At 68.3% G+C, this 22041-nt stretch carries 17 protein-coding genes and 2 pseudogenes; all 19 read right to left on the bottom strand.

Going from position 1 to position 22041, the window contains the following annotated elements:
- Positions 1-51 precede the first annotated feature (51 nt).
- Positions 52-1047 carry an EamA family transporter RarD gene (rarD, locus tag F8O09_RS01060; RefSeq protein WP_225732794.1) on the bottom strand — a complete coding sequence of 332 codons (996 nt, stop codon included), beginning with the start codon at positions 1045-1047 and terminating at the stop codon, positions 52-54.
- On the bottom strand, positions 1047-2561 hold the full coding sequence (locus F8O09_RS01055) for a transcription antitermination factor NusB (RefSeq protein WP_158053647.1): 1515 nt from the start codon (positions 2559-2561) through the stop codon (positions 1047-1049). The genes rarD and F8O09_RS01055 overlap by 1 nt, the downstream gene beginning before the upstream one ends.
- Positions 2558-3514 (bottom strand): methionyl-tRNA formyltransferase, encoded by a 957-nt coding sequence (gene fmt / locus F8O09_RS01050; protein ID WP_158053646.1) that lies wholly within the window; start codon positions 3512-3514, stop codon positions 2558-2560. Before fmt ends, F8O09_RS01055 begins: the two co-directional genes overlap by 4 nt.
- 102 nt (positions 3515-3616) lie before the next feature.
- The gene (locus F8O09_RS01045; RefSeq protein ID WP_158053645.1) at positions 3617-4762 is read right to left on the bottom strand and encodes a hypothetical protein; all 1146 of its coding nucleotides are present in this window, start codon (positions 4760-4762) and stop codon (positions 3617-3619) included.
- A gap of 136 nt (positions 4763-4898) precedes the next feature.
- Positions 4899-6809 carry a hypothetical protein gene (locus F8O09_RS01040; RefSeq protein ID WP_158053644.1) on the bottom strand — a complete coding sequence of 637 codons (1911 nt, stop codon included), beginning with the start codon at positions 6807-6809 and terminating at the stop codon, positions 4899-4901.
- An 86-nt stretch (positions 6810-6895) separates the two neighbouring features.
- A complete protein-coding gene (metK, locus tag F8O09_RS01035) occupies positions 6896-8098 on the bottom strand; it encodes a methionine adenosyltransferase (RefSeq protein ID WP_158031566.1) in 1203 nt (400 codons plus the stop codon).
- A 207-nt stretch (positions 8099-8305) separates the two neighbouring features.
- Positions 8306-9490, bottom strand: coding sequence for a bifunctional phosphopantothenoylcysteine decarboxylase/phosphopantothenate--cysteine ligase CoaBC (gene coaBC / locus F8O09_RS01030; RefSeq protein ID WP_158053643.1), 1185 nt, complete (start codon positions 9488-9490; stop codon positions 8306-8308).
- A 134-nt stretch (positions 9491-9624) separates the two neighbouring features.
- Positions 9625-9876: pseudogene (rpoZ, locus tag F8O09_RS01025) on the bottom strand (DNA-directed RNA polymerase subunit omega); the annotation flags it as partial.
- A 2-nt stretch (positions 9877-9878) separates the two neighbouring features.
- Positions 9879-10442: pseudogene (gene gmk, locus F8O09_RS01020) on the bottom strand (guanylate kinase); the annotation flags it as partial.
- Between the two features lie 32 nt (positions 10443-10474).
- The gene (gene pyrF / locus F8O09_RS01015) at positions 10475-11347 is read right to left on the bottom strand and encodes an orotidine-5'-phosphate decarboxylase (RefSeq protein WP_225732793.1); all 873 of its coding nucleotides are present in this window, start codon (positions 11345-11347) and stop codon (positions 10475-10477) included.
- On the bottom strand, positions 11344-14646 hold the full coding sequence (gene carB, locus F8O09_RS01010; protein WP_158038075.1) for a carbamoyl-phosphate synthase large subunit: 3303 nt from the start codon (positions 14644-14646) through the stop codon (positions 11344-11346). The genes pyrF and carB overlap by 4 nt, the downstream gene beginning before the upstream one ends.
- Entirely contained in the window at positions 14646-15818 is a 1173-nt protein-coding gene (carA, locus tag F8O09_RS01005; protein WP_158038076.1) for a glutamine-hydrolyzing carbamoyl-phosphate synthase small subunit, read from the bottom strand. Before carA ends, carB begins: the two co-directional genes overlap by 1 nt.
- Positions 15819-15937: 119 nt before the next feature.
- The gene (locus tag F8O09_RS01000; protein ID WP_158053641.1) at positions 15938-16480 is read right to left on the bottom strand and encodes a transporter; all 543 of its coding nucleotides are present in this window, start codon (positions 16478-16480) and stop codon (positions 15938-15940) included.
- The gene (locus F8O09_RS00995; RefSeq protein ID WP_158053640.1) at positions 16471-17820 is read right to left on the bottom strand and encodes a dihydroorotase; all 1350 of its coding nucleotides are present in this window, start codon (positions 17818-17820) and stop codon (positions 16471-16473) included. The genes F8O09_RS01000 and F8O09_RS00995 overlap by 10 nt, the downstream gene beginning before the upstream one ends.
- Positions 17817-18794 carry an aspartate carbamoyltransferase catalytic subunit gene (locus F8O09_RS00990; protein ID WP_158053639.1) on the bottom strand — a complete coding sequence of 326 codons (978 nt, stop codon included), beginning with the start codon at positions 18792-18794 and terminating at the stop codon, positions 17817-17819. The genes F8O09_RS00995 and F8O09_RS00990 overlap by 4 nt, the downstream gene beginning before the upstream one ends.
- Complete coding sequence (gene pyrR, locus F8O09_RS00985; protein ID WP_158031858.1) at positions 18791-19309, bottom strand: bifunctional pyr operon transcriptional regulator/uracil phosphoribosyltransferase PyrR; 519 nt, start codon at positions 19307-19309, stop codon at positions 18791-18793. Before pyrR ends, F8O09_RS00990 begins: the two co-directional genes overlap by 4 nt.
- 60 nt (positions 19310-19369) lie before the next feature.
- Entirely contained in the window at positions 19370-20263 is an 894-nt protein-coding gene (locus tag F8O09_RS00980; RefSeq protein ID WP_192497506.1) for a PhzF family phenazine biosynthesis protein, read from the bottom strand.
- Positions 20264-20331: 68 nt separating this feature from the next.
- Positions 20332-21531: a 23S rRNA (adenine(2503)-C(2))-methyltransferase RlmN gene (gene rlmN / locus F8O09_RS00975; protein WP_158053638.1), complete on the bottom strand. Its 1200-nt coding sequence runs from the start codon at positions 21529-21531 to the stop codon at positions 20332-20334.
- The gene (gene nusB, locus F8O09_RS00970) at positions 21528-22037 is read right to left on the bottom strand and encodes a transcription antitermination factor NusB (protein ID WP_225732791.1); all 510 of its coding nucleotides are present in this window, start codon (positions 22035-22037) and stop codon (positions 21528-21530) included. The genes rlmN and nusB overlap by 4 nt, the downstream gene beginning before the upstream one ends.
- Between the last annotated feature and the right edge of the window lie 4 nt (positions 22038-22041).

The following is a 22041-nucleotide window of genomic DNA, read 5'->3' as shown; positions in this document are numbered from 1 at the left end:
CCGATCTCGCCGGTCTGGTGCTGGTTCTCGGGCAGCGGGCTCACTGGTCTGTCAGGCACGGGCTCTGAGTCTAGCAATGCGATGCCTGCGGCCCTGCATGAGACCGTCGATGATGAGCAGCACGATCGACGCCCAGATCAGCATGAAGCCGATCAGGCGACTCGCCGGCATGGGCTCGTGCAGCACGGTGACGCCGATGACGAACTGCAGCGTCGGGCCCAGATACTGCAGAAAGCCGATCCAGCTGAGCGGCAGTCGGCGCGATGCCGCCGCGAAGGTGATCAGCGGAACCGCCGTGACCACACCGGCCGAGGCCAGCAGCAGCGAATGGCCCAGGCCGGTGCGCCCGAAGGTGAGACCTGTTCCGACGAACTCGACCAGCAGCAGCACGACCACGGCGACCGGCAGCAGCAGCGTGGTCTCGATCGTGAGGCCGCTGATCGCGTCGACGCGCTCGCCGACCTTCGACTTGATCAGCCCGTAGAAGCCGAAGCTGAACGCCAGTCCGAGCCCGATCCAGGGCATCTGCCCATAGGCCGCCACCAGCACGACCACGGCGACCGCGCTCAGCGCGACGGCGATCCACTGCATCCTGCCGAGACGGTCGTGCTGGACGAACACCGCGAGCAGAATCGTCACGATCGGGTTGATGAAGTAGCCGAGCGAGGCCTCGAGCACGTGCTCGGTGGTCACCGCAATCACATACAGCTGCCAGTTCGCATAGATCAGCAGCGCGGCTGCGGTGAGCGTCAGCAGCACACGCGCGTCACGAAACAGTGCGATGAGCTGACGCCACTGTCGGGTCGCGGTCACGAGCAGCGCGCAGAACACGGCAGAGAAGACGACGCGTGCGGCTACAAGCTCGAACGGCCCGGTCGGCGACATCAGCACGAAGTAGAGCGGCAGCGATCCCCAGATCAGATAGGTGCCGATGCCGAGCATCAGGCCGCTGCGTCGCGGCTGTCGCGACAACCGCTTCGAGCCGTCGACGCCTTCGGGCAGCGCGATGGGGCCCGTCGCCGTCTCTGGCGAGCTGTGCGGAGCCATCAGCGCCTCCTCAGCACCGAGACGAACATGCCGTCGCTCGCGTGCACATGCGGCCAGAGCTGCAGCCCTGGAGCACCTGAGCCGACCAGCGGTCTGTCACTCGCTCCGAGACCGGGCGCTGCACCGGGGCCGAGCCCGGCGTCAGCGTCGACGAGCATGCCCGCAGTGTCGAGCACATCCAGCGCTCCCGGCTGCCGCGCCAGCAGCGCGTCGATCTGTCGACGCGTCTCAGCCAGGTGCGGCGAACAGGTGACATAGGCGATCAGCGCCCCGGGTCGCGCCGATGCGACGGCTGCGTCGAGCAGCCGCTGCTGCAGGGCGGTCAGGTCGCGCAGATCCGTCGGCTGCTTGCGCCAGCGAGACTCCGGCCGGCGACGCAGCGCCCCCAACCCGGTGCACGGCGCGTCGATCAGCAGCCGATGCCACTGCCCCGACACCCGTTCGAGCTCGGTGGCGCCGTCGTGCTGGTCGACGGTGACGGCGCCGAACCCGGACTCCTCCAGCGCCCGCCGCACCAGATCGGCGCGGTGCGGCACCGGTTCGTTGGCGCGCAGCGCGGCCTGCGGCTCGTGCCGGGCGGCGAGCGCGGCGAGCAGCGCGGTCTTGCCGCCGGGGCCGGCGCACAGGTCGAGCCATCGCTCGCCCTCGTCGTCGGCAGATACGCCGGGCCGCTCGCCGCCGTCGGGTGCGGCCGCGAGCGCGAGGGCCGCCAGCTGAGAGCCGACGTCCTGCACTCGCACGCCGCGTCGACACAGCTCGATCGGATCGCCGTGTTCGAGCACTGCGCCGAACGGCGACAACGGGCTCGCCGTGGTGCCTGGAATGTCAGCGCGGTCGGCGACGCTCGGCAGCGCGACGAGGTTGACGGCCGGTGCGGCGTTGTCGGCGGCCAGCAACGCTTCGAGGTCTCCGTCGCGTCCGTCGGCGGCCAGCGACTTGCGCAGGGCGCGCACGATCCACTCGGGATGCGACCAGCGCACGCTGAGGTACCGGTCGGCAGGCAGTTCGGCCTGCAGCACGCTCACCCACTCGTCGAGGCTGCGCTCGGTGAGCCGACGCATGACGGCGTTGATCAGGCCCGCAGCCTTCGCCTCGCGTGTGCGCTTCGCCAGCGACACCGTCTCATTGACCGCGGCATGCCCGGGCACCCGCATGTGCAGCGCCTGATGTGCGCCGAGACGCAGGATGTCGCGCACGCGTCGGTCGAGTTCGCTCGCGTCGCGACGTGCGGCGCGGCTGATCAGCTCGTCGTAGAGCGCTCGCCAGCGCAGGGTGCCGTAGACGAGTTCGGTGACGAAGCCGCGGTCTCGCGGTTCGAGGCCGCTGTCTGCCAGGCGGGCCGGCAGCAGCAGGTTCGCATAGGCGTCGTTGGCATCGACCTCTTCGAGCACGCCGAGCGCGAGCCGACGCGGGTCGGCTCGACGCCGCTGCGGGCGGTCGCCGCCACGCTCATTGCGGTCGGAATCGTGTCGGCGGCCCTGAGGCCGGTCTGATCGGCGATCATTCCGGCTCATGCGAACACCGCCAGAGGCTGGTCGGCCGCGGCGCCCTGCTGGCGCAGACCGTTGGCCCAGTCACGGGCAGCCATGCCGCGCCTGCCGGCGGGCTGCACCTCGAGCAGTTCGAGCCAGCCGTCGGCTGCCGCCACGAGCACACGGCGCTGCCACAGCACGACGCTGCCGGCCGGCTGAAGCGACGGCGTCTGGGCCGCCGGATCAAGTCGTCCCAGACGCAGGACCTTGCAGGTGTCGCCGTCGAGGGTCGTCCACGCTCCCGGCTCGGGCGTCGCTGCGCGCCAGCGGTCGAACACCTGAGCGACAGGCTGCGTCCAGCTCAGGCGGCCGAACTCCCGATCGAGCTTGGCGGCCACGGTCACTTCGCCTTTCTGTGCGACAGGATGCGCGGTGCCGGCGGCCAGGGCATCCGCCACGGCCACGACGCTCTCTGCACCCTCGACGCCCATGCGCCGCAGCACCTCGCCGGCTGTCGCGTCGTCGAGACCCGCTACCGTCTGCTGCTCGTAGACGTCGCCGGCGTCGAGTTCGCTCGTCACGCCGATGACCGAGAAGCCGAGCGGGGCATCCCCCGCTGCGATCGCCCGCTGCACGGGGGCGGCGCCGCGCCAGCGCGGCAGCAGCGAGACGTGCAGGTTGATCCAGCCGTGCGCCGGCAGGTCGAGCAGGTCGTCAGGCAGAATCGCGCCGTAGGCGACGACGACCCCGAGGTCGACCGGACCGGCGGTCTCACGGATCTCGTCGAGCGCCTCGGCGGTGATGCGGGTGGCACGGACGACGGGCAGACCCTCGGCCTCTGCCAGCGCGGCCACAGGGCTCGGCGTCAGACGGCGGCGGCGCCCCAACGGGGCGTCCGGGCGGGTGACCACGGCGGCGATCTCATGGGGCGAGTCGATGATTCGGCGCAGCACGGTGGCTGCGATCTCAGGGGTTCCGGCAAAGATGATGCGCACCGCACCAGTGTACGTGGCGCGGTGCGCATCGGGTCATGCGCGCAGCGGATGCGCGTCGGCGAGCTGACCGCAGACGCCCGTGCCGCGGTCGATGCTCGTCGGTCAGGCCGGGAAGCGGCGCAGCGCGACGACCGGCCCCGTCCAGTAGTCCTGGTCGAGCACGGCTCCGCGCACGGCCACGACCTTTCCGCCGAGACGCAGCACGGTCAGCGCGATCTCTCCGAGCACGTCGTCAGAGCCCTCGTCCAGAGCCAGCGTGCCGGTCTCACCGTCGTAGTTGCCGTGCACGTGGCTGGTGATGTCATAGTAGAGCGTATCGATCGCGCCCTGTGCTGCGGCGCAACCCACGGCGGCGAGGTCGCGCTCGACGCGTGACCCGTCGCTCTCGCCGAGGCTGCGCAGCGCCGCATCGACGGTCTCGATGTTGTAGCGGGAGAGAAAGTGGCGGATGCGCTCGTCGACGGCGGCGGCCTGCAGATGGTCTGCCGCCTGCTCGATCACGGTGACGTCGCGTGCGGTGCTGTCGCTCGCCGCGAAGTGCTGCGGAAACATCTCGGCCAGCGGGCTCACGGCGAAGACCACCAGCGGCACCCGACCTTTCGGATCTGCACGCTGGAGCTCGGCAGCGGTGGCACGAGCCACCTCGCGTGCATACGCCGCATAGTAGAGCGAGCGATGGTTCTCGATCTTGCTCGGGCGGCTCGCCCGGTCTTTGCCCCCGTCGAGGTCTGGACTGCCGTTCGCCTCTTCGGCATCGGCCGGCCAGTCGCCCTCGGGCACGACCTTCTCGGCCCGGCTCTCAGGAGTCGCATGCCAGAGCGACCAGCCCTTGGCCGAGAGGGTCAGAGCATAGGCCTCCTGCAGCTGGCTGACCGCACGCAGCAGCGGGCCGACGGCGAACCGATTGCTCACGAAGACCGCGTCGTCGATGCGGCTGGGCAGCACGAAGACGTCGCTGAAGTCTGGTGAGACGAAGATGGCGAGCGACCGTGCGAGATCTGCCCAGACGTCGTTCTCAGCGAGTACTTCGTCACGACGCGTCTGAATCGCGTCGATGACGCTCTGCGGCTCACCGGCCACTTTCAGCTGCGATACGGCTTCGTCGAACAGGCTCTTCACGGCGGTCTGCGCACGTTCGCGCTCCGTCACCGTCGGCTGAGCGTCGACGTAGACCGTCACTGACGCCGGGCGCTCACCGGCGAGCTCCTGCAGAATCTCAGTGGTGGGAAGGGTGTACCGAATGGCCATGATCGCAACCTTTCACGCTGCGCGAAGCAGCGATGTTGGACGACGACGGCCGGTCACAGATTTGCGCTGGCCGCGCATCGTGTGTGCACACCCCATGGTACCGGTCTGGCGCCCGTCGGCCACCGCGACGGTCTGATCAGCTCGTCTGCAGCATGCGTACGTCGTCGGCGTGCACCCGCAGGCGACGCTGTCGGCGCACCGGACCGGTGGTGGCGCGCACCACTGCCGCCTTCAGCGCCCGTGCCGTGGCGGCACCGACCGAGTACGGCACCCGCAGCAGCGTCACCTCTTCGAGCGTGGGCTCGCCCTCGCCAGGCTCGCTGGGCAGCAGCTGGGTCTGAATGACTTCGACGCTCTCGGGCAGCTGCGCGTCGTCGAGCGCCTCCTGTGTGCCGCCCTGGGCCGTCGAGATCGAGAAGAAGCGCACGGCCGGCGGAAACCCCAGCGCGACGCGCTGAGCCAGCTCGTCGTGGGCGAACTGCGCGGCATCCCACTGCACCAGGGCATCGGCGAGTCTGCCCTGCACGCCGGTGAGCACGACCGTGGCGTCGGATCGTGCCAGTGCAGCCGCGGCGAACCAGTGCCGCATGGCGTCTTCGCTGGCCGTCAGCCCCTCGCGCGAGACGATGGAGAGCGCGTCGAGCAGCAGCACGGCTCCGTACCCGCTCGGGCACCGCGGTTCGCTGCCTGCGGTGGCCACGACGAGCGCCGGGCTCGCGCTCACCTGCTCGCGAGGCTGCTCGGCCGTGGCCACGATCACCGGCACCTCGCTGAACGCCCGACCGAGTTCGTCGGCCGTGCGCCCGGCGCCGGCCAGCTGCCGAGTGCCTTCGTCTGTGGTGACTTCGCGCTGGTAGCCGGCACGGGCCACCTGCACGAGCACCGGCCCGCTGGCCAGGGCCCGGCGCGCGATCGTATAGGCGATCTGCGGGATGCGCGCGAGCTGCAGCATGGGGTCGTCTCCCCAGATCGCGGCAGCGGGAATCACACGCGGATGCACCACCGGCACGCCCGGTTCGACATAGCCGATATCGACGAGACGCTGCACCGCGACCGACCGCGACGAAGAGAGGAACACCAAACGGCACCCGCTCTGCTGCTGTCGGATCAGGGCCACGTCGCGCAGATGCGCGTACGGGGCGTGCGGCTCGAGATACGAGGGGTCGCCGTCGTCGACGACGATCAGCTGCCCGAGGTGCTGGGCTGGCGCGTAGGCTGCGGCGCGCGTGGCGACGACGATGCGTGCGACCCCGCCGAGCACATCGAGAAACGACCGATACCGGGTGTCGTCATCGACGGCTCCGTCGAGCCTTGCGACGGTCTCGTCGGGAAACCGTTCGACGAGCGCGCCGTGCGCCTGAACGACGTCGCGCTGGTCGGGAACCGCGACGATCGTCGACTCTCCCCGCGCGAGCGCTTCGCGAACCAGGCCGACCACATCGGTGACCCAGGCAGAGACCACGCGGTTGTTCGAGATGAGGTCGCAGCCCACATGCGGCTGCTGATGCACTCGGGGATGCTCCCACGAGGCCACAGGATCGGCTGTCGACGGTGCGGTGCCGGGTGTGTCTTCGGCGACGCGTTCGCCGGCTGCGCCGGGCTCGGTCTCGTCGTCGGAGTCGACGTCTGAGCCCGGCCGAGGCTCACCGGTGAGGCGTGCGGCGGCCTCGGGATGCTTCGTCATCCACGTGCGTTCGGCTCTGGCATGACGTGCCGGCAGTGCGAGTCGCAGCACATCGGCTGCGGTGCCCGCCTGCCGGTCGGCCACCGCACGGGTGAGCGACCAAATCGCGGGGTCGAGCGGCGGAACGCTGCCGACCACTTTGCGAATCGGCTGCAGCTGCCCGTCATAGGAGGCGCTGGCACTGAGCGACGTCACCCATCCGTCGAGCTGCCGACGATGGCCGAACGGCACTTTGACCCGGCTGCCGACGCGAATGCGATCGACGAGATCGTCGGGAACGGCGTACTCGAAGTCGCGATCGAGATGCGGAAGCGGCGAGTCGATGCAGACGTGCGCGATGCGGGGCGTCGCGTCTGAGGTCATGCTGTCACACTACCCGACCCTACAGACACGACCTCGCCGTCATCCGGGGCGAGCACGTGGTGCTCTTCAGGCAGGAGTGTTCCTGTTCAGAGACCGGCGGCCTCGCGCAGCTGATCGACCTTGTCGAGACGCTCCCAAGTGAACCCGGGCTCGTCACGACCGAAGTGCCCGTAGGCGGCCGTGCGCTGGTAGACGGGCTGACGCAGTTCGAGGTTTTCGAGAATCGCCTCAGGGCGCAGGTCGAACACCTCGAGCAGCGCATCGGCGATGCGCCGATCGCTGCCGAGCGTGCCCGTGCCAAACGAGTCGGCGTAGAGTCCCACCGGACGCGCCTTGCCGATCGCGTAGGCCACCTGGATCTCAAGGCGCTTCGCTAGCCCCGCCGCGACCGCGTTCTTCGCAGCGTGGCGCAGGGCGTACGCGGCGGAGCGATCGACCTTCGACGGGTCTTTGCCGCTGAAGGCGCCCCCGCCGTGGTGAGCCGCTCCCCCATACGTGTCGACGATGATCTTGCGGCCGGTGAGCCCGGCGTCAGAACCCGGGCCGCCCTCGACGAAGCTGCCGGACGGGTTGATGTACGCCGTCATGCCCGCGGCGTCCAGCCCGCTGTCTGCGAGCACCGGGTCGATCACATGACGACGCACGGCCTCGTGGATCTCAGCGGTCGTGCGATCGGGATCATGCTGCGTCGAGACGACCACGGCATCCACCGTGCGCGGTACGGCGCCTTCATAGCCGAGCGTGACCTGGGCCTTGCCGTCCGGGCGCAGCCAGGGCAGCTCGCCGCTGTGCCGCAGCTCGGCCAGCCGACGGGTGAGCTTGTGCGCCATGGCGATCGGCGCCGGCATGAACTCGGGGGTCTCGTCGGTCGCATAGCCGAACATGATGCCCTGGTCGCCGGCGCCCTGGCGATCGAACGGGTCGGTCGAGCCGAGCTCGCGCACCTCGTACGAGGTGAGCACGCCGTCGCGAATCTCCTGCGACTGCTGCCCGATCGACAGCGAGACGCCGCAGCTGCGACCGTCGAAGCCCACGTCGCTCGAGGTGTAGCCGATGCCGGTGATGACGTCGCGAACGATCTGTGGAATCTCGACGTACCCCTCGGTCTTGATCTCGCCGACGACGTGCACGAGCCCGCGGGTCGCCACCGTCTCGACGGCCGTCAGCGACTGATCGTCGACTTCGAGCAGGGCGTCGAGAATCGCGTCTGAGACCTGGTCGCAGACCTTGTCGGGGTGTCCCTCTGTGACCGACTCACTGCTGATCAGTCGCAGTTCACTCTCACTCATGCGTCGTCCTCTACATTCGTTCGTCTTGCTCAGGTTCTCGTGCGCTCGCTCGTGCGCGCGCAGACGCGGCCGATCGTCGCCGTCAGATTGCTCATCATCGCTGCAGCGTCGAGGCTGCGACGCCAGGCGACTCCGTCACCAGGATCGAGCACACCGCAACCAGTGTGCGACACCCGGTCGCAGAACGCCAGTGTGTGTCGCCGCGCGTCAGATCGACAGGGCGACCTGATTCATCAGCACCTCGGCGACCTCGCGCTTGGGGCCGTTCACCTCGGCGACGATCTGCCCCTTGGCGTCGAGAATGGTCACGTCGGTGTCGTCGAAGCCGAAGGTCTTGCCCTCGCCGACCTCGTTGACCACCAGCAGATCGCAGCCCTTGCGCGCGATCTTGGCCCGGCCCAGCTCGAGCAGCCTCTCGCCCGACGCAGTCTCTGCGGCGAAGCCGACGATCAGGTTGCTGCGCCCCGAGCGGTGCGAGATCTCACTGAGGATGTCGGGATTGGCGATCAGCCGCAGGTTCAGCTCGCTGCCCTCCTGCGCTTTCTTCAGCTTCGCGCTGGCCGGGTCTGCAGGTCGGTAGTCGGCGATGGCGGCGGCCATGATAATGCAGTCGGCCTCGTCGGCGAGCGACTCGATCGCCTGCCGCATCGACTCGGTGTAGCGCGCCTTGATGACCTCGGCCCCGCGCGGGGTGTGCACGTCGAGGTGCCCGGCCACGATGATGACCTCGGCCCCGCGGGCGAGAGCCTCTTCGGCGATGGCCACGCCCTGCTTGCCCGACGAGTCGTTGCCCAGAAACCGCACCGGATCGACGCGCTCTCGGGTGCCGCCGGCGCTGATCACGATCGTTCGGCCGACCAGGTCTTTGGGGCGCAGACTGCGTTCGACGGCCTCGGCGATGATCTCGGGCTCGACCATGCGGCCGATGCCCTGATCGTCGCCCGTGAGCTGACCGACGTCTGGCCCGAGAATGCTCACTCCCCGGTCGCGCAGAGACTGGATGTTGGCCTGCGTCGCCGGATGCCGCCACATTTGCGAGTGCATGGCCGGAACGAAGATGACCGGCGCCTCGGCGACCAGCAGCGACGAGGTGAGCAGGTCGTCCGCCTGGCCCTGCACGGCGCGTGCGATGAGGTCGGCCGTCGCCGGGGCGACCACGACGAGATCGGCCTGCTCGCCGATCGAGACGTGACGCACCCGCGACACCTCGTCGAACAGCTCGGTCGAGACCGGGTTGCGCGAGATGGCCTCCCACGTCGGCAGTCCGACGAAGCGCAGCGCGTTCGCAGTCGGCACGACGTGCACGTCATGGCCGGCCTTCACCAGCAGACGAACAGCCTGCACGGCCTTGTACGCGGCGATGCCGCCGGCCACGCCGAAGAGGATGCGCACGGTGGTTAGTTCGCGGTGGTGTCGGCGGCAGCCGAATCAGCGGAGTCAGCGGTGCTGTCGAGCGCCTCACCGGCGACCGCGTCTGCGGCCGCTGCGTCGAGGGCGGCCTGCTTGGCTGCAGCCTCTTCGGCCGGGTCGATCTTGGTGAGCTCGAGCTTGTCTTCGGCGATCTCGCGCAGGGCGATCGAGAGCGACTCGTCTTCGACGTTCGCGTCGACCAGCGGGCCGACGTTGTTGAACAGGCTGCCGTCATGCAGATCTGAGTAGTAGTCGTTGATCTGGCGCGCCCGCTTCGAGGCGAAGATCACCAGCCCGAACTTCGAGTCGACGCGCTTCAGCAGCTCGTCGATGGGCGGGTTGATGATGCCTTCGTACGTGTTTGCCATATTCAGCGGGTCTCCTTCTGGGGATGAATTCCCATCAAGTGTACGACTTCGTTCGCGGCGCGTGCCACGGAGTCGTTCACAACTTCGTCATCGAACTCGCTTCGTGCGTCGAGTTCGACCTTTGCGGTCTCAAGTCTGCGCCGCTGCTCTTCGGCGGTCTCGGTGCCGCGCCCGACGAGGCGTCGCACCAGTTCGTCCCACGACGGAGGCGAAAGAAAGACGAGGCGGGCGTCAGGCGCGTTGCGACGCACTTGGCGTGCACCCTGCAGATCGATCTCGAGCAGCACGGGTCGGCCTTCGGCGAGCGCTTTGCGCACGGGGGCCTCGGGGGTGCCGTAGCGGTACGAGTTGTGCACTGTGGCGTATTCGAGCAACTCGTGCTGCGCGATCATGCGATCGAACTCGGCGTCGTCGACGAAGTAGTAGTGCACCCCGTCGATCTCGCCCGGCCGTGGCTTGCGCGTGGTCGCCGACACCGACAGGCACACCTGCGGGCAGTGCTCGCGAATGTAGGCGGCGACGGTGCCCTTGCCGACGGCGGTGGGGCCGGCGAGCACCGTCAGTCGCGCAGGGGTGATCTCGGTTTCTGCAGCGGTGGTCATGCCTGCAATTCTCCCACAGCCTCGGCGATGCGGTCGGCCAGCCCCTCGGAACCGCCGCGCAGCACCGACCGCGAGACGTTTGCGACGACGCGATGGCGAGCGCCGGGAAACAGCGTGTCGAGCTGGCTGAGCTGCGCGCCCTGCGCCCCGAACCCGGGCACGAGCAGCGGCAGCGTCGTCGGAGTCTCACGGATGTCGAGCCCGCGTGACACCGGAGCGTGCGTCGCGCCGAAGACGATGCCGAACGAGCCGAGCTCAGCAGCGGCGGCGACGTCGGTCGCGTTCCAGCCGGCCACGGCATCCGCCACCGACTCGGCGACCGTGCGCTCTTCTGCGATCACCGTCGCCGACTGCAGCGCCTCGGCCTCGGGATTGCTCGTCGCTGCGAGAACGAACAGCCCTGCCCCCTCAGTGCGGGCCAAATCGACCAACGGCGTCAGAGCGTCCACGCCTAAGTACGGCGAGATGGTGAGCGCATCGCTCGCCAGCGGCGCCTCGGCAGCCAGCCATGCCGACGCATAGCCCGCATTGGTCGAGCCGATGTCGCCGCGCTTGGCGTCTGCGATCACCAGCAGCCCGGCCGTCCTGGCTGCAGCGATCACACGTTCCAGCGCAGCGATGCCGCTCGACCCGAAGCGTTCGAAGAGCGCGACCTGCGGCTTGACGATGCCGACACGGCCGGCGGCGGCCTCCACCACAGTCAGGCCGAAGCGTTCGAGCGAGGCCGCGTTGTCGACGAATCCCCACTGCTCGATGAGCGCGGGGTGCGGGTCGATGCCCACGCACAGCCCGCCGAGACGCGTGATGGTCTCGGCGAGCCGTGCGCCGAAGGGACGCCGACCGGCGACCGGCAGGTCTGACTCGGTCACTGTGCTGCGGCCTCGGTGCGCAGCTGGTCGAACTCCTGCAGCGAGTGCACCTCGAACGGCCCGTCGACGACCTCGAGCGAGGTCACCAGCGCATTGAGCGCGGCGATCGTGGTGAACACCGGCACGCCGTGTGCGGTCGCCGCGGCACGAATCTCGTACCCGTCGGTGCGTCCCGTGCGCCCCTCAGGCGTGTTGATCACCAAGGCGATCCTGCCCGCGGTGATCAGGTCGACGATGTCCTCCTGCGCGTCGTTCAGCTTGTGCACGAGCGACGCCTCGATGCCGTTGCGGCGCAGCACCTGCAGAGTGCCAGCGGTCGCGACGATGTCGTACCCCATGGTCTGCAGACGCAGCACCGGCAGAACGACGTTGCGCTTGTCGTCGTCGGCGACCGAGACGAACACGGTGCCGCGGCGCGGCAGCGGGCCGTTGCTCGCGGTCTCGGCCTTGGCGAAGGCGACCGGGAAGTTCCAGTCGATGCCCATGACCTCGCCCGTCGAACGCATCTCGGGGCCGAGCAGCGAGTCGACGACCTTGCCCTCAGGCGTGGTGAAGCGGTTGAAGGGCAGCACGGCCTCTTTCACCGAGATCGGCGACGAGGCGGGCACGAAGGTGCTGTCCTGCTCGGGCAGCACCCCCTGCTCGCGCAGGTCTGCGATCGACTGTCCGGCCATGATGAGGCTGGCGGCCTTCGCCAGGGGCAGCCCCAATGCCTTCGACACGAACGGCACCGTGCGGCTGGCACGGGGGTTCGCCTCGATGACGTAGAGCACGCCTGCCGCGATCGCATACTGCACGTTCAGCAGCCCGTCGACGCCGATGCCCTTGGCGATGCCCAGGGTCGCCTGACGCACGGCGCGCAGGTGCGACTCGCCGAGGCTGACCGCGGGCAGCGAGCAGCTCGAGTCGCCGGAGTGGATGCCGGCCTCCTCGATGTGCTCCATGATGCCGCCGATGAAGAGCTCCTCGCCGTCGTACAGCGCATCGACGTCGAGTTCGACCGCGTCGTCCAGGAAGCGGTCGACGAGCAGCGGGTTCTCGGCGCTGACCAGCGCCTGATCTCCGATGCGCTCGAAGTAGTCGATGATCGACTCACGGTCGTAGACGATCTCCATGCCGCGGCCGCCGAGCACGAACGACGGGCGCACGAGCACGGGAAAGCCGATGTGCTCGGCCACTGAGAGGGCTTCGTCGACGTTGGTCGCGATGCCGTTGCGCGGCGCCAGCAGGTTCGCCTGTTCGAGGATCTCGGCGAACAGGCCGCGCTCCTCTGCCAGGTCGATGGCCTCGGGAGTGGTGCCGAGAATCGGCACGCCCGCGGCCTTCAGCCCCTTCGCCAGACCCAGCGGGGTCTGCCCGCCGAGCTGCACGATCACGCCGACGAGTTCGCCGGCCTCGCTTTCGGCGTGGATGACCTCGAGCACGTCTTCGAGTGTGAGCGGCTCGAAGTACAGACGATCAGAGGTATCGTAGTCGGTCGACACGGTCTCCGGGTTGCAGTTGACCATGATGGTCTCGTAGCCCGCGTCGTGGAGTGCGAACGAGGCGTGCACGCATGAGAAGTCGAACTCGACGCCCTGACCGATGCGGTTCGGGCCCGAGCCGAGAATCACGATGCGCTTCTTGCCCGACTTGGCGACTTCGGTCTCCTGCTCGTAGGTCGAGTAGTGGTACGGCGTGCGCGCGGGGAACTCACCGGCGCAGGTGTCGACCGTCTTGTACACGGGGCGCAGCCCGAAGCCATGCCGGGCGTCGCGCACCTGCTGCTCGGTCAGACCGCGCAGCTGCGCGATCTGCACGTCGCTGAAGCCCTCTTCCTTGGCGATGCGCAGCACGTGCGCGTCGAGCTCGACCGCTTCGGCGATCCAGTCTGCGGTCTCGTTGATGTGCTGGATCTGGTCGAGGTACCAGGGGTCGATGCCGGTCGCCTCGTGCGCCTGCTCGATCGACGCGCCGGCGCGCATCGCCTGCTGCAGAGTGACGATGCGGCCGTCGGTCGGGCGCTTGGCGATGCGCAGCAGCTCTTCGGCAGTGCTGGGCCTGCCCTCGGCGTCGGTCGGCAGCTCGCCCCAGTGGAAGGTCGATCCCTTCTTCTCGACCGAGCGCAGCGCCTTCTGCAGTGCCTGTGTGAAGGTGCGGCCGATGGCCATGGCCTCGCCGACCGATTTCATCGTCGTGGTGAGCGTGTCGTCGGCGGCGGGGAACTTCTCGAACGCGAAGCGCGGCACCTTGACGACGACGTAGTCGAGCGTCGGCTCGAAGCTCGCCGGCGTCACCTGCGTGATGTCGTTGGGAATCTCGTCGAGGCGGTAGCCGATGGCCAGCTTGGCCGCGATCTTGGCGATCGGGAAGCCGGTCGCCTTCGAGGCCAGCGCCGACGACCGCGACACGCGGGGGTTCATCTCGATGACGATGATGCGCCCGGTCTCGGGGTTGATCGCGAACTGGATGTTGCAGCCTCCGGTGTCCACGCCCACGGCGCGGATGATGTCGATGCCGATGTCGCGCATCTTCTGGTACTCGACGTCGGTGAGCGTCAGCGACGGGGCGACCGTGATCGAGTCTCCGGTGTGCACGCCGACCGGGTCGAAGTTCTCGATCGAGCAGACGACCACCGTGTTGTCGGCGTTGTCGCGCATCAGCTCGAGCTCGTATTCCTTCCAGCCCAGAATCGACTCTTCGAGCAGCACCTCGGCCGTCGGCGAGTAGTCGAGCCCGGCCCCGGCGATGCGACGCAGGTCGTCTTCGTCGTAGGCGAAGCCCGAGCCGAGCCCGCCCATGGTGAACGAGGGGCGCACGACGACCGGGTAGTGCAGGTCTTCGACCGCCTCGAGGCAGTCTTCGAGCGTGTGGCAGATGTGCGAACGAGCCACGTCGGCGCCGCACTCGACCACGAGCTCTTTGAAGATCTCGCGGTTCTCGCCGCGTTCGATGGCGTCGACCTTGGCGCCGATCAGCTCGACGTCGTACTTCTCGAGGATGCCGGCCTTGTCGAGCTGGATGGCCGCGTTGAGCGCCGTCTGGCCGCCCAGCGTGGGCAGAATCGCGTCGGGCTTCTCTTTCGCGATGACGGTCTCGAGCACCTCGGTGGTGATCGGCTCGATATAGGTCGCGTCGGCGAAGTCAGGATCGGTCATGATCGTGGCCGGGTTCGAGTTCACCAGGATGACGCGGATGCCCTCGGAGCGCAGCACACGGCAGGCCTGGGTGCCGGAGTAGTCGAACTCGCAGGCCTGGCCGATGACGATCGGGCCCGAACCGATGACGAGCACACTGTTGATGTCTGTTCTGCGTGGCATTACTTGTCGTCTCCTTCCAGGCCCGAGGCCTGAACATCTGTGGCTGCGCCCTGCCCGCTGAGCACCAGCTCGCGGAAGCGATCGAAGAGGTAGCTCGCATCGTGCGGGCCGGCGGTGGCCTCGGGGTGGTACTGCACCGAGAACGCGGGGATGTCGAGGCAGCGCAGCCCTTCGACGACCTGATCGTTCAGGCCGATGTGGCTGACCTCGACGCGGCCGAAGCCCTCGGGCGAGTCGATGACGCCCTCGGTGTCGGCCTGCACCGCGAAGCCGTGGTTCTGCGCGGTGATCTCGACGCGACCTGTGGCCTTGTCGAGCACCGGCTGGTTGATACCGCGGTGGCCGAACGGCAGCTTGTACGTGCCGAGACCGAGCGCGCGGCCGAGCAGCTGGTTGCCGAAGCAGATGCCGAAGAAGGGGATGCGATGACCCAGCACCTCTCGCAGCGTCTCGATGACGTCGTCGCTGGCCGCGGGGTCGCCTGGTCCGTTCGAGAAGAAGACGCCGACCGGCTCGAGCCGCTGGATGTCTTCGAAGGTCGCCGTGTAGGGCAGCACATGCACGTCGAAGCCCTGTGCGGCGAGCTTGCGCACTGTCGCACGTTTGACACCGAGGTCGATGATCGCGATGTTGCCGTGCGACTGGCCGACCGCCGGCTCGACATAGGCCTCGGGCGTGGTCACCTGGGCCGACAGGTTCTGCCCGGCCATGTGCGGCGAGGCGAGCACCTGCTTCAGCTGCTCGTCCGGCGACAGTGCGGCGGCGTCTCCCGAGAAGATGCCGGCGCGCATCGCGCCTTTGTCTCGCAGGTGACGGGTCAGCGCACGGGTGTCGATGTGCGAGATGCCGATGATCCCCTGGCGCTCCAGCTCGTCGTCCAGGCTCGAGGTGGCGCGCCAGTTCGACACGATGCGACTGGGCTCGCGAACGGCATAGCCGGCGACCCAGATGCGACGCGACTCGTTGTCTTCGTCGTTCACGCCGGTGTTGCCGATCTGCGGCGCCGTCTGAATGACGATCTGCCCTGCGTACGACGGGTCGGTGAGGGTCTCTTGGTAGCCGGTCATGCCGGTGGCGAAGACGGCCTCTCCAAAGGTGGTGCCCTGTGCTCCGTAGGCGCGCCCGGTGTAGCGGGTGCCGTCTTCGAGCACGAGAATTGCTGGTTCAAACACTGGTGAGTGCTCCTTGCTCTGAATGGTCTCTGTGACGTTCGTGACGTCGTCGGTCTGATGGATGCTGGTGCAGGCTGCGGGGGATGTGCCGGAGAGCTGCGGTCTCGGTCTGCGTCTGATCAGAACATGAGATCGCGAGCCCTCCGTGCCGCAGACTGCGGTGGGGCGATGGTCCGGACGGCCGTGACGATGGCAGGGCCGTCCTGGGGTCGTCGCATGCGGAAGAACGAGGTGACCTCGCGGTCGCCCCACCGCCAGTCGATGCCGGTGAGGCCGCCTTTCTCCACGCCCTTGTCGACCGCGTAGCTTTCGAGTCCGGCACCGTCGAGGCTCGGCTGTGCGATGAACAGCGGCTGAGAGCCGTCGCGCTCGACGACGACGCCCTGCGCGTAGACGTGCACGGTCGCGCGTGCGCGGAACCCCAAGTCGCCTGCGGTGATGCGATTCAACGGGTCGTCGGCCTCGGTCGTCGCGACGTAGAGCCCGCTGCCGGCGGCCATCGGCTCGCCGAGCTGCTCGGTCGACGGCGCCGGCGCGAGCCCGGGCAGCTCGGCCTCCTGCTGGCGGGTGCGTCGTCGCCAGCCGAGCCACATGCCGACGAATGCCGCGATCACGACGAGCACGGTCACGACGGTGGGAAGGACTTTGGGGTCTAGATCCACGTGTGCACCGCCTCGGGTGTGCACAGCGCGCCGTCGAGCACGGTCGGCACGCCACGACTGATCGTGGCCACGATTCGACCGGGCAGCTGCTCCCCCAGCCAGGGCGAGTTCCATGACAGGCTCGCGATGTCGTCGCGCTGCAGCGTCGTGCTGCCCAGCGGATCGACCAGCACGAGGTTGGCGATCGCATCGGCGGTGAGCTGCTGCCCCTGTTCGGCGTCGCCGGCGATGGCGGCAGGGGCACTGCTCAGGACACGGGCGAGATCGCCCCAGCTCAGCACGCCGGTGTCGACCAGCGCCGCCTGGGCGACGTGCAGGGCGGTCTGCAGCCCCAGCATCCCCGGTTCGGCGTGTGCCCATTCGCACTCTTTCGCCTCGGGCGGCTGCGGAGCGTGATCGGTCGCGATCGCGTCGATGGTTCCGTCGGCCAGGCCCTCGCGCAGTGCCTCGACGTCGGCCTGAGCGCGCAGCGGCGGGTTGACCTTGTAGCGGGGATCATAGCCGGCGATGAGCTCTTCGGTCAGTGCGAGGTGATGCGGGGTGACGTCGGCGGTCACGTCGATGCCCCGCTGCTTCGCCCAGCGCAGCACGTCGACGCTGCCCTTCGCCGAGACGTGGCGCACGTGCAGTCGCGCCCCGACGTGGTCGGCGAGCAGCACGTCACGGGCGATGACCGAGGCTTCGGCGACGGCGGGCCAGCCGTGCAGCCCGAGACGGCTTGAGAGCTCGCCCTCGTTCATCTCGGCGTCTTTGGTCAGCAGCGGATCCTGCGCATGCTGCGCGATGACGCCGTCGAAGGGCTTCACGTATTCGAGTGCGCGACGCAGCAGCAGCGGGTCGGTGATGCCGGTCTCACTGTCGCTGAAGACCCGTACCTGTGCGGTGGAGTGCGCCATCGCACCGATCTCGGCGAGGCGCTCGCCCCGCATGCCGACGGTGACGGCACCGATCGGACGCACGTCGACGTAGCCGGCGTCCAGCCCAAGCCGGTGCACCAGTTCGACGTTGCCTGCCGTGTCTGCGACAGGGTCGGTGTCGGGCAGAGCGTGCACGGCGGTGAAACCGCCGAGTGCGGCTGCCTGCGACGCCGAGGTCACGGTCTCGACCTGTTCGAGGCCGGGCTGGCGCAGGTGCGCGCCGAGATCGACAAGACCGGGCAGTGCGATGAGTCCCGAGCCGTCGATGACGAGATCGGCGTCACGACCGCTCTCGCGATCGGCGGCGGATGCCGTGGTCGCGCCCGTCGGCTCGACCGACACGATCTGCTGACCTGAGACGCGGATGTCGACGGCATCGCGACCGAGCAGCCGTGCGTTGGTGATGACGATGTCGCGGCTCATGCGAGACCTCCGTTCGTTTCGCCGAGGCCGGCTCCCATGCCCGTTCCGAGCAGCGAGTAGAGCACGGCCATGCGCACAGAGACGCCGTTGGCGACCTGCTCGCGCACGGTGGCCTGCACCGAGTCCGCGGCGAACGAGCTGATCTCGAGGCCGCGGTTCATCGGCCCGGGATGCATGACCAGCGCCTGCTCTCCGAGACGGCGCAGGCGCTGCTCGCCGAGACCCCAGAGGCGGGTGTACTCCTCGCTGGTCGGGAAGAATGCGTCGTGCATGCGCTCCAGCTGGATGCGCAGCATGATGACGACGTCGAACCCGGCGGCGATCGCCTCGTCGAAGTCGTCGTACACACGAACCGGCCAGCCGTCGATGCCGAAGGGAATCAGCGTGGGCGGGCCGGCGAAGGCGACCTCCGCTCCCAGCGTCGTGAGCAGCCACAGATCGCTGCGCGCAACTCGGGAGTGGTCGATGTCTCCCACGATCAGCACGCGCACGCCGTCGAGAGCGAGGCCGCGTGAGGCCTCGCCGTGCAGGCGTTTGCGGATCGTGAAGGCGTCGAGCAGCGCCTGAGTGGGGTGTTCGTGCGTGCCGTCGCCCGCGTTCACGACGCTGGCGTCGATCCAGTCTGTCTGCGCGAGACGGTGAGCCGCCCCGTCGGCGCTGTGTCTGATGACCACGCCGTCGGCGCCGATGGCCGTGAGCGTCTGGGCGGTGTCTTTGAGAGACTCGCCCTTGGTGACGCTCGAGCCCTTCGCAGTGAAGTTGATCACGTCGGCCGACAGCCGTTTCGCGGCCGCCTCGAACGAGATGCGCGTGCGAGTCGAGTTCTCGTAGAAGAGGTTGACCACGGTGCGACCGCGCAGCGTCGGCAGCTTCTTGATCTCGCGGCGGTTGACCGCATCCATGTCTTCGGCGATATCGAGCAGGCCGACGGCGGTCGACTGGTCGAGATCGCGTGTGCTGAGCAGATGCTTCACGAGATCACCACCTCGTCGGTGGCGTCGAGCGGCTCGAGGTGCACCTGCACCTGTTCGCTGCGCGAGGTCGGCAGGTTCTTGCCGACGAAGTCCGCCCGAATGGGCAGCTGACGATGCCCGCGATCGACCAGCACCGCGAGGCGGACGACCTCTGGCCGCCCCAGCTCGCCCAGCGCATCCAGCGCCGCGCGCACGCTGCGACCGGAGTAGAGCACGTCGTCGACCAGCACCACGGTCTTGCCGTCGATGCCGCTCAGCGGCACCTGCGTGGGCTGGGGATGCTTCAGCGGCTTGGCGCGAAGATCATCGCGATACATGGTGATGTCGATCGAACCGACGAGCGCGTCGGGATCGGGAAGCGACTCGGTCTTCGCGATCTTGGCCGCGAGACGTTGAGCCAGGGGCACTCCCCTGCTGGGAATGCCGAGCAGCACCAGATTGTCTGGGCCTTTGTTGCCCTCGAGGATCTCGAAGGCGATGCGTGTCAGGGCGCGATCGATGTCGCCCGCCTGCATCACAGTTGTTGCCACGGGTTTCTTCCTTTCCCGCCTCACAGGACGGTCGTTAAAGGATGTTCAACCGAGTGTAGCACTGGCATCAGGCTCTGCGATCGGCAGCGCGGTGCCCGAAACGGTGATGCCGCCCGACCGCGGGATGCGCACGGCGAGTCGGCTGGGACGGCCGACGTGTCTGCCCTGCAGCACGGTCACGTGGCCGGGCACCGGGGCCTGGCCCAGCGCGCGCAGGTAGCCGCCGAACGCAGCTGCCGCCGAGCCCGTCGCCGGATCTTCGACGATCTGACCGACCGGAAACAGATTGCGAGCCTCGAACCGGTTGGCCGTCTGCCGATGCATCACGGTCACGGTGCCCGGCCACCCCTGCTCGTCCATCAGTGCCCGCACCGCCTGCGGATCGAAGGAGAACTCGTCGAACACCGCGGCGTCGGCGATGGTCAGCATCGGGTGGTCGTTGCCCGCATAGGCGACCCGCGGTGGCAGCTGTCGGTCGAGATCGTCGGTCTGCAGACCGAGCAGCTGCAGCAGCTGCTGCAGCACCTCGGCCTCAATCGGCCTCACGACGGGCTCGACGCTCGTGAACGAGGCGACCGTGCCGGAATCACTGCGCACGGTGTCGACCGTGAGCGGACCGACCGCGGTCTCGAAGACGTAGCGGTGACGATCGCCGGTCGGCTCGCGCTCGGCAAGCGCCACAGCCGTCGCGATCGTCGCATGCCCGCAGAACGGCACCTCGGCCTCAGGTGAGAAATACCGGATGCCGATCTCGTCCGGAACCTGCTCGGTCGCCGGGCGAGTCACGAACGCGGTCTCCGAGAACCCGACCTCACGGGCGATCGCGAGCATCGCATCAGCGTGGAGCTTCGAGGCGTCCAGCACGACGCCGGCGGGATTGCCGCCGCCCGGTGCGTCGGCGAAAGCGGCGAGGCGGAGCACATCGACTGATTCGATCATGCGGTCATTGTGTCACGACGGACGAGAGCACCTCGCCGCTGACCGATCGACGAACTGCGACGGGTCTCTCACTCTGTGGCGGCGAGCTGCCCGCAGGCGCCGTCGATCTCTTTGCCACGAGTGTCACGCAGAGAGGCGGCGACACCGGCTGCTTCGAGACGCCGGATGAACTCGCGGGTCGCGGCGGGCGTCGACGCCGTCCAGACTGAGCCCGGCGTGGGGTTCAGCGGGATGGGATTCACGTGTGCCCAGCCCTGCCCTCGCTCGTTGAGCTTCTCTGCGAGCAGATCGGCGCGCCAGCCGTGATCGTTCATGTCTTTGATGAGCGCGTACTCGATCGAGACTCGTCGACCGGTCACCTCGTAGTAGTGGTACGCGGCGTCGAGCGCCTCGTCCACTTTCCAACGGCTGTTGACGGGAATCAGCTCGTCACGCAGCTCGTCGTCAGGTGCATGCAGCGACAGCGCGAAGGTCACCGGGACGCCCTCATCGGCGAGCTTGCGGATGGCCGGGGCGAGCCCGACCGACGACACCGTGATCTGACGCGCGGCCATGTTCATGCCCTCGGGCTCGGGGTCGACCATGCGGTGCACTGCGCCCATCACCCGCTTGTAGTTGGCGAGCGGCTCTCCCATGCCCATGAACACCACATTGCTCACACGCTCGTCGTCGCGCGTGCCGCCTTTGAGCGCACCGCTTGCGATGACTGCGTTCGCCGCGACGATCTGGGCCACGATCTCGGCAGTCGAGAGGTTGCGAGTGAGTCCTGCCTGGCCCGTGGCGCAGAACGGGCAGTTCATGCCGCAGCCTGCCTCGCTCGAGACGCAGAGTGTGATGCGCCCGGGATACCGCATCAGCACCGACTCGACGAGCGCGCCGTCGAACAGCTTCCAGAGAAATTTGATCGTGTCACCGCGGTCGGTGACCAGGCGACGTTCCTCTGTGAGGAGCTGCGGCAGCACCGTGGCCACCAGCTCGTCACGGCCCTCTTTGGGCAGATCGCTCATCTTCGCCGGGTCGGCTGTGTGATGCACGAACCAGTGCTTCGAGAGCTGCTTCGCTCGAAAAGCCGGCACGCCGAGTTCTTTGAGCCACTCTTTGCGCTCGGCCAGGGTGAGGTCGGCGAGGTGCTTCGGCGGCTTCTTCACCCGTGGCTTCGCGGCGAACTGCAGCACTGGACGGCCGTCGGCCGCCACCTGCTGAGTCCAGCCTTCGGTGCGCGGGCGCACCTGTCTGTGCGCGCGCGCTGCAGGCTGCTGCTCGGTCACTCCGCCTCGGCAATCGCGTGCAGCACACCGCTCACGAAACGCGGCGAGCTGTCGGTGCTGAGCTCTGCGGCAAGCTTCGACGCCTCCGAGATCGCGACTGCAGCCGGAACCTCGTCGTTGTAGAGCACCTCCCACACACCGACTCGCAGAATGGCCAGGTCGACCTTGGGCAGGCGGGCCAGCGTCCAGTCCTTGGCGTAGCTCTCGATGAGCTCGTCGATGCTCGACTGGTGGTCGCCCACACCGGCGGCGATCTGCCGAGCGTAGGTGTACGTGTCGAGGTGGTCGAGTTCGCGCTCTGCCTCGAGCTGTCGCAGCCCTGCCGACTCGCTCTGCGGGCGGCTGTTCGCGAGGTTGTCTCGCGCGTTGCTCAGCCAGGCCTCGATCGCCTCGGCGACGGACTGCCCGCGCAGATCGGCGGCGTACAGCACATCGACGGCGCGCTGACGAGCCAGCGTGCGCCCGCTGAACGGGCGACGCGTGCTGTCTTCGGTCTGGTCGGTCACGGCC

This window comes from Pseudoclavibacter sp. CFCC 11306 (genome assembly GCF_008831235.1).
In the GTDB taxonomy this organism is placed as follows: domain Bacteria; phylum Actinomycetota; class Actinomycetes; order Actinomycetales; family Microbacteriaceae; genus Pseudoclavibacter_A.
Note: the sequence above shows the minus strand (reverse complement) of the source record. Positions and strands in the feature narration are given on the sequence as shown.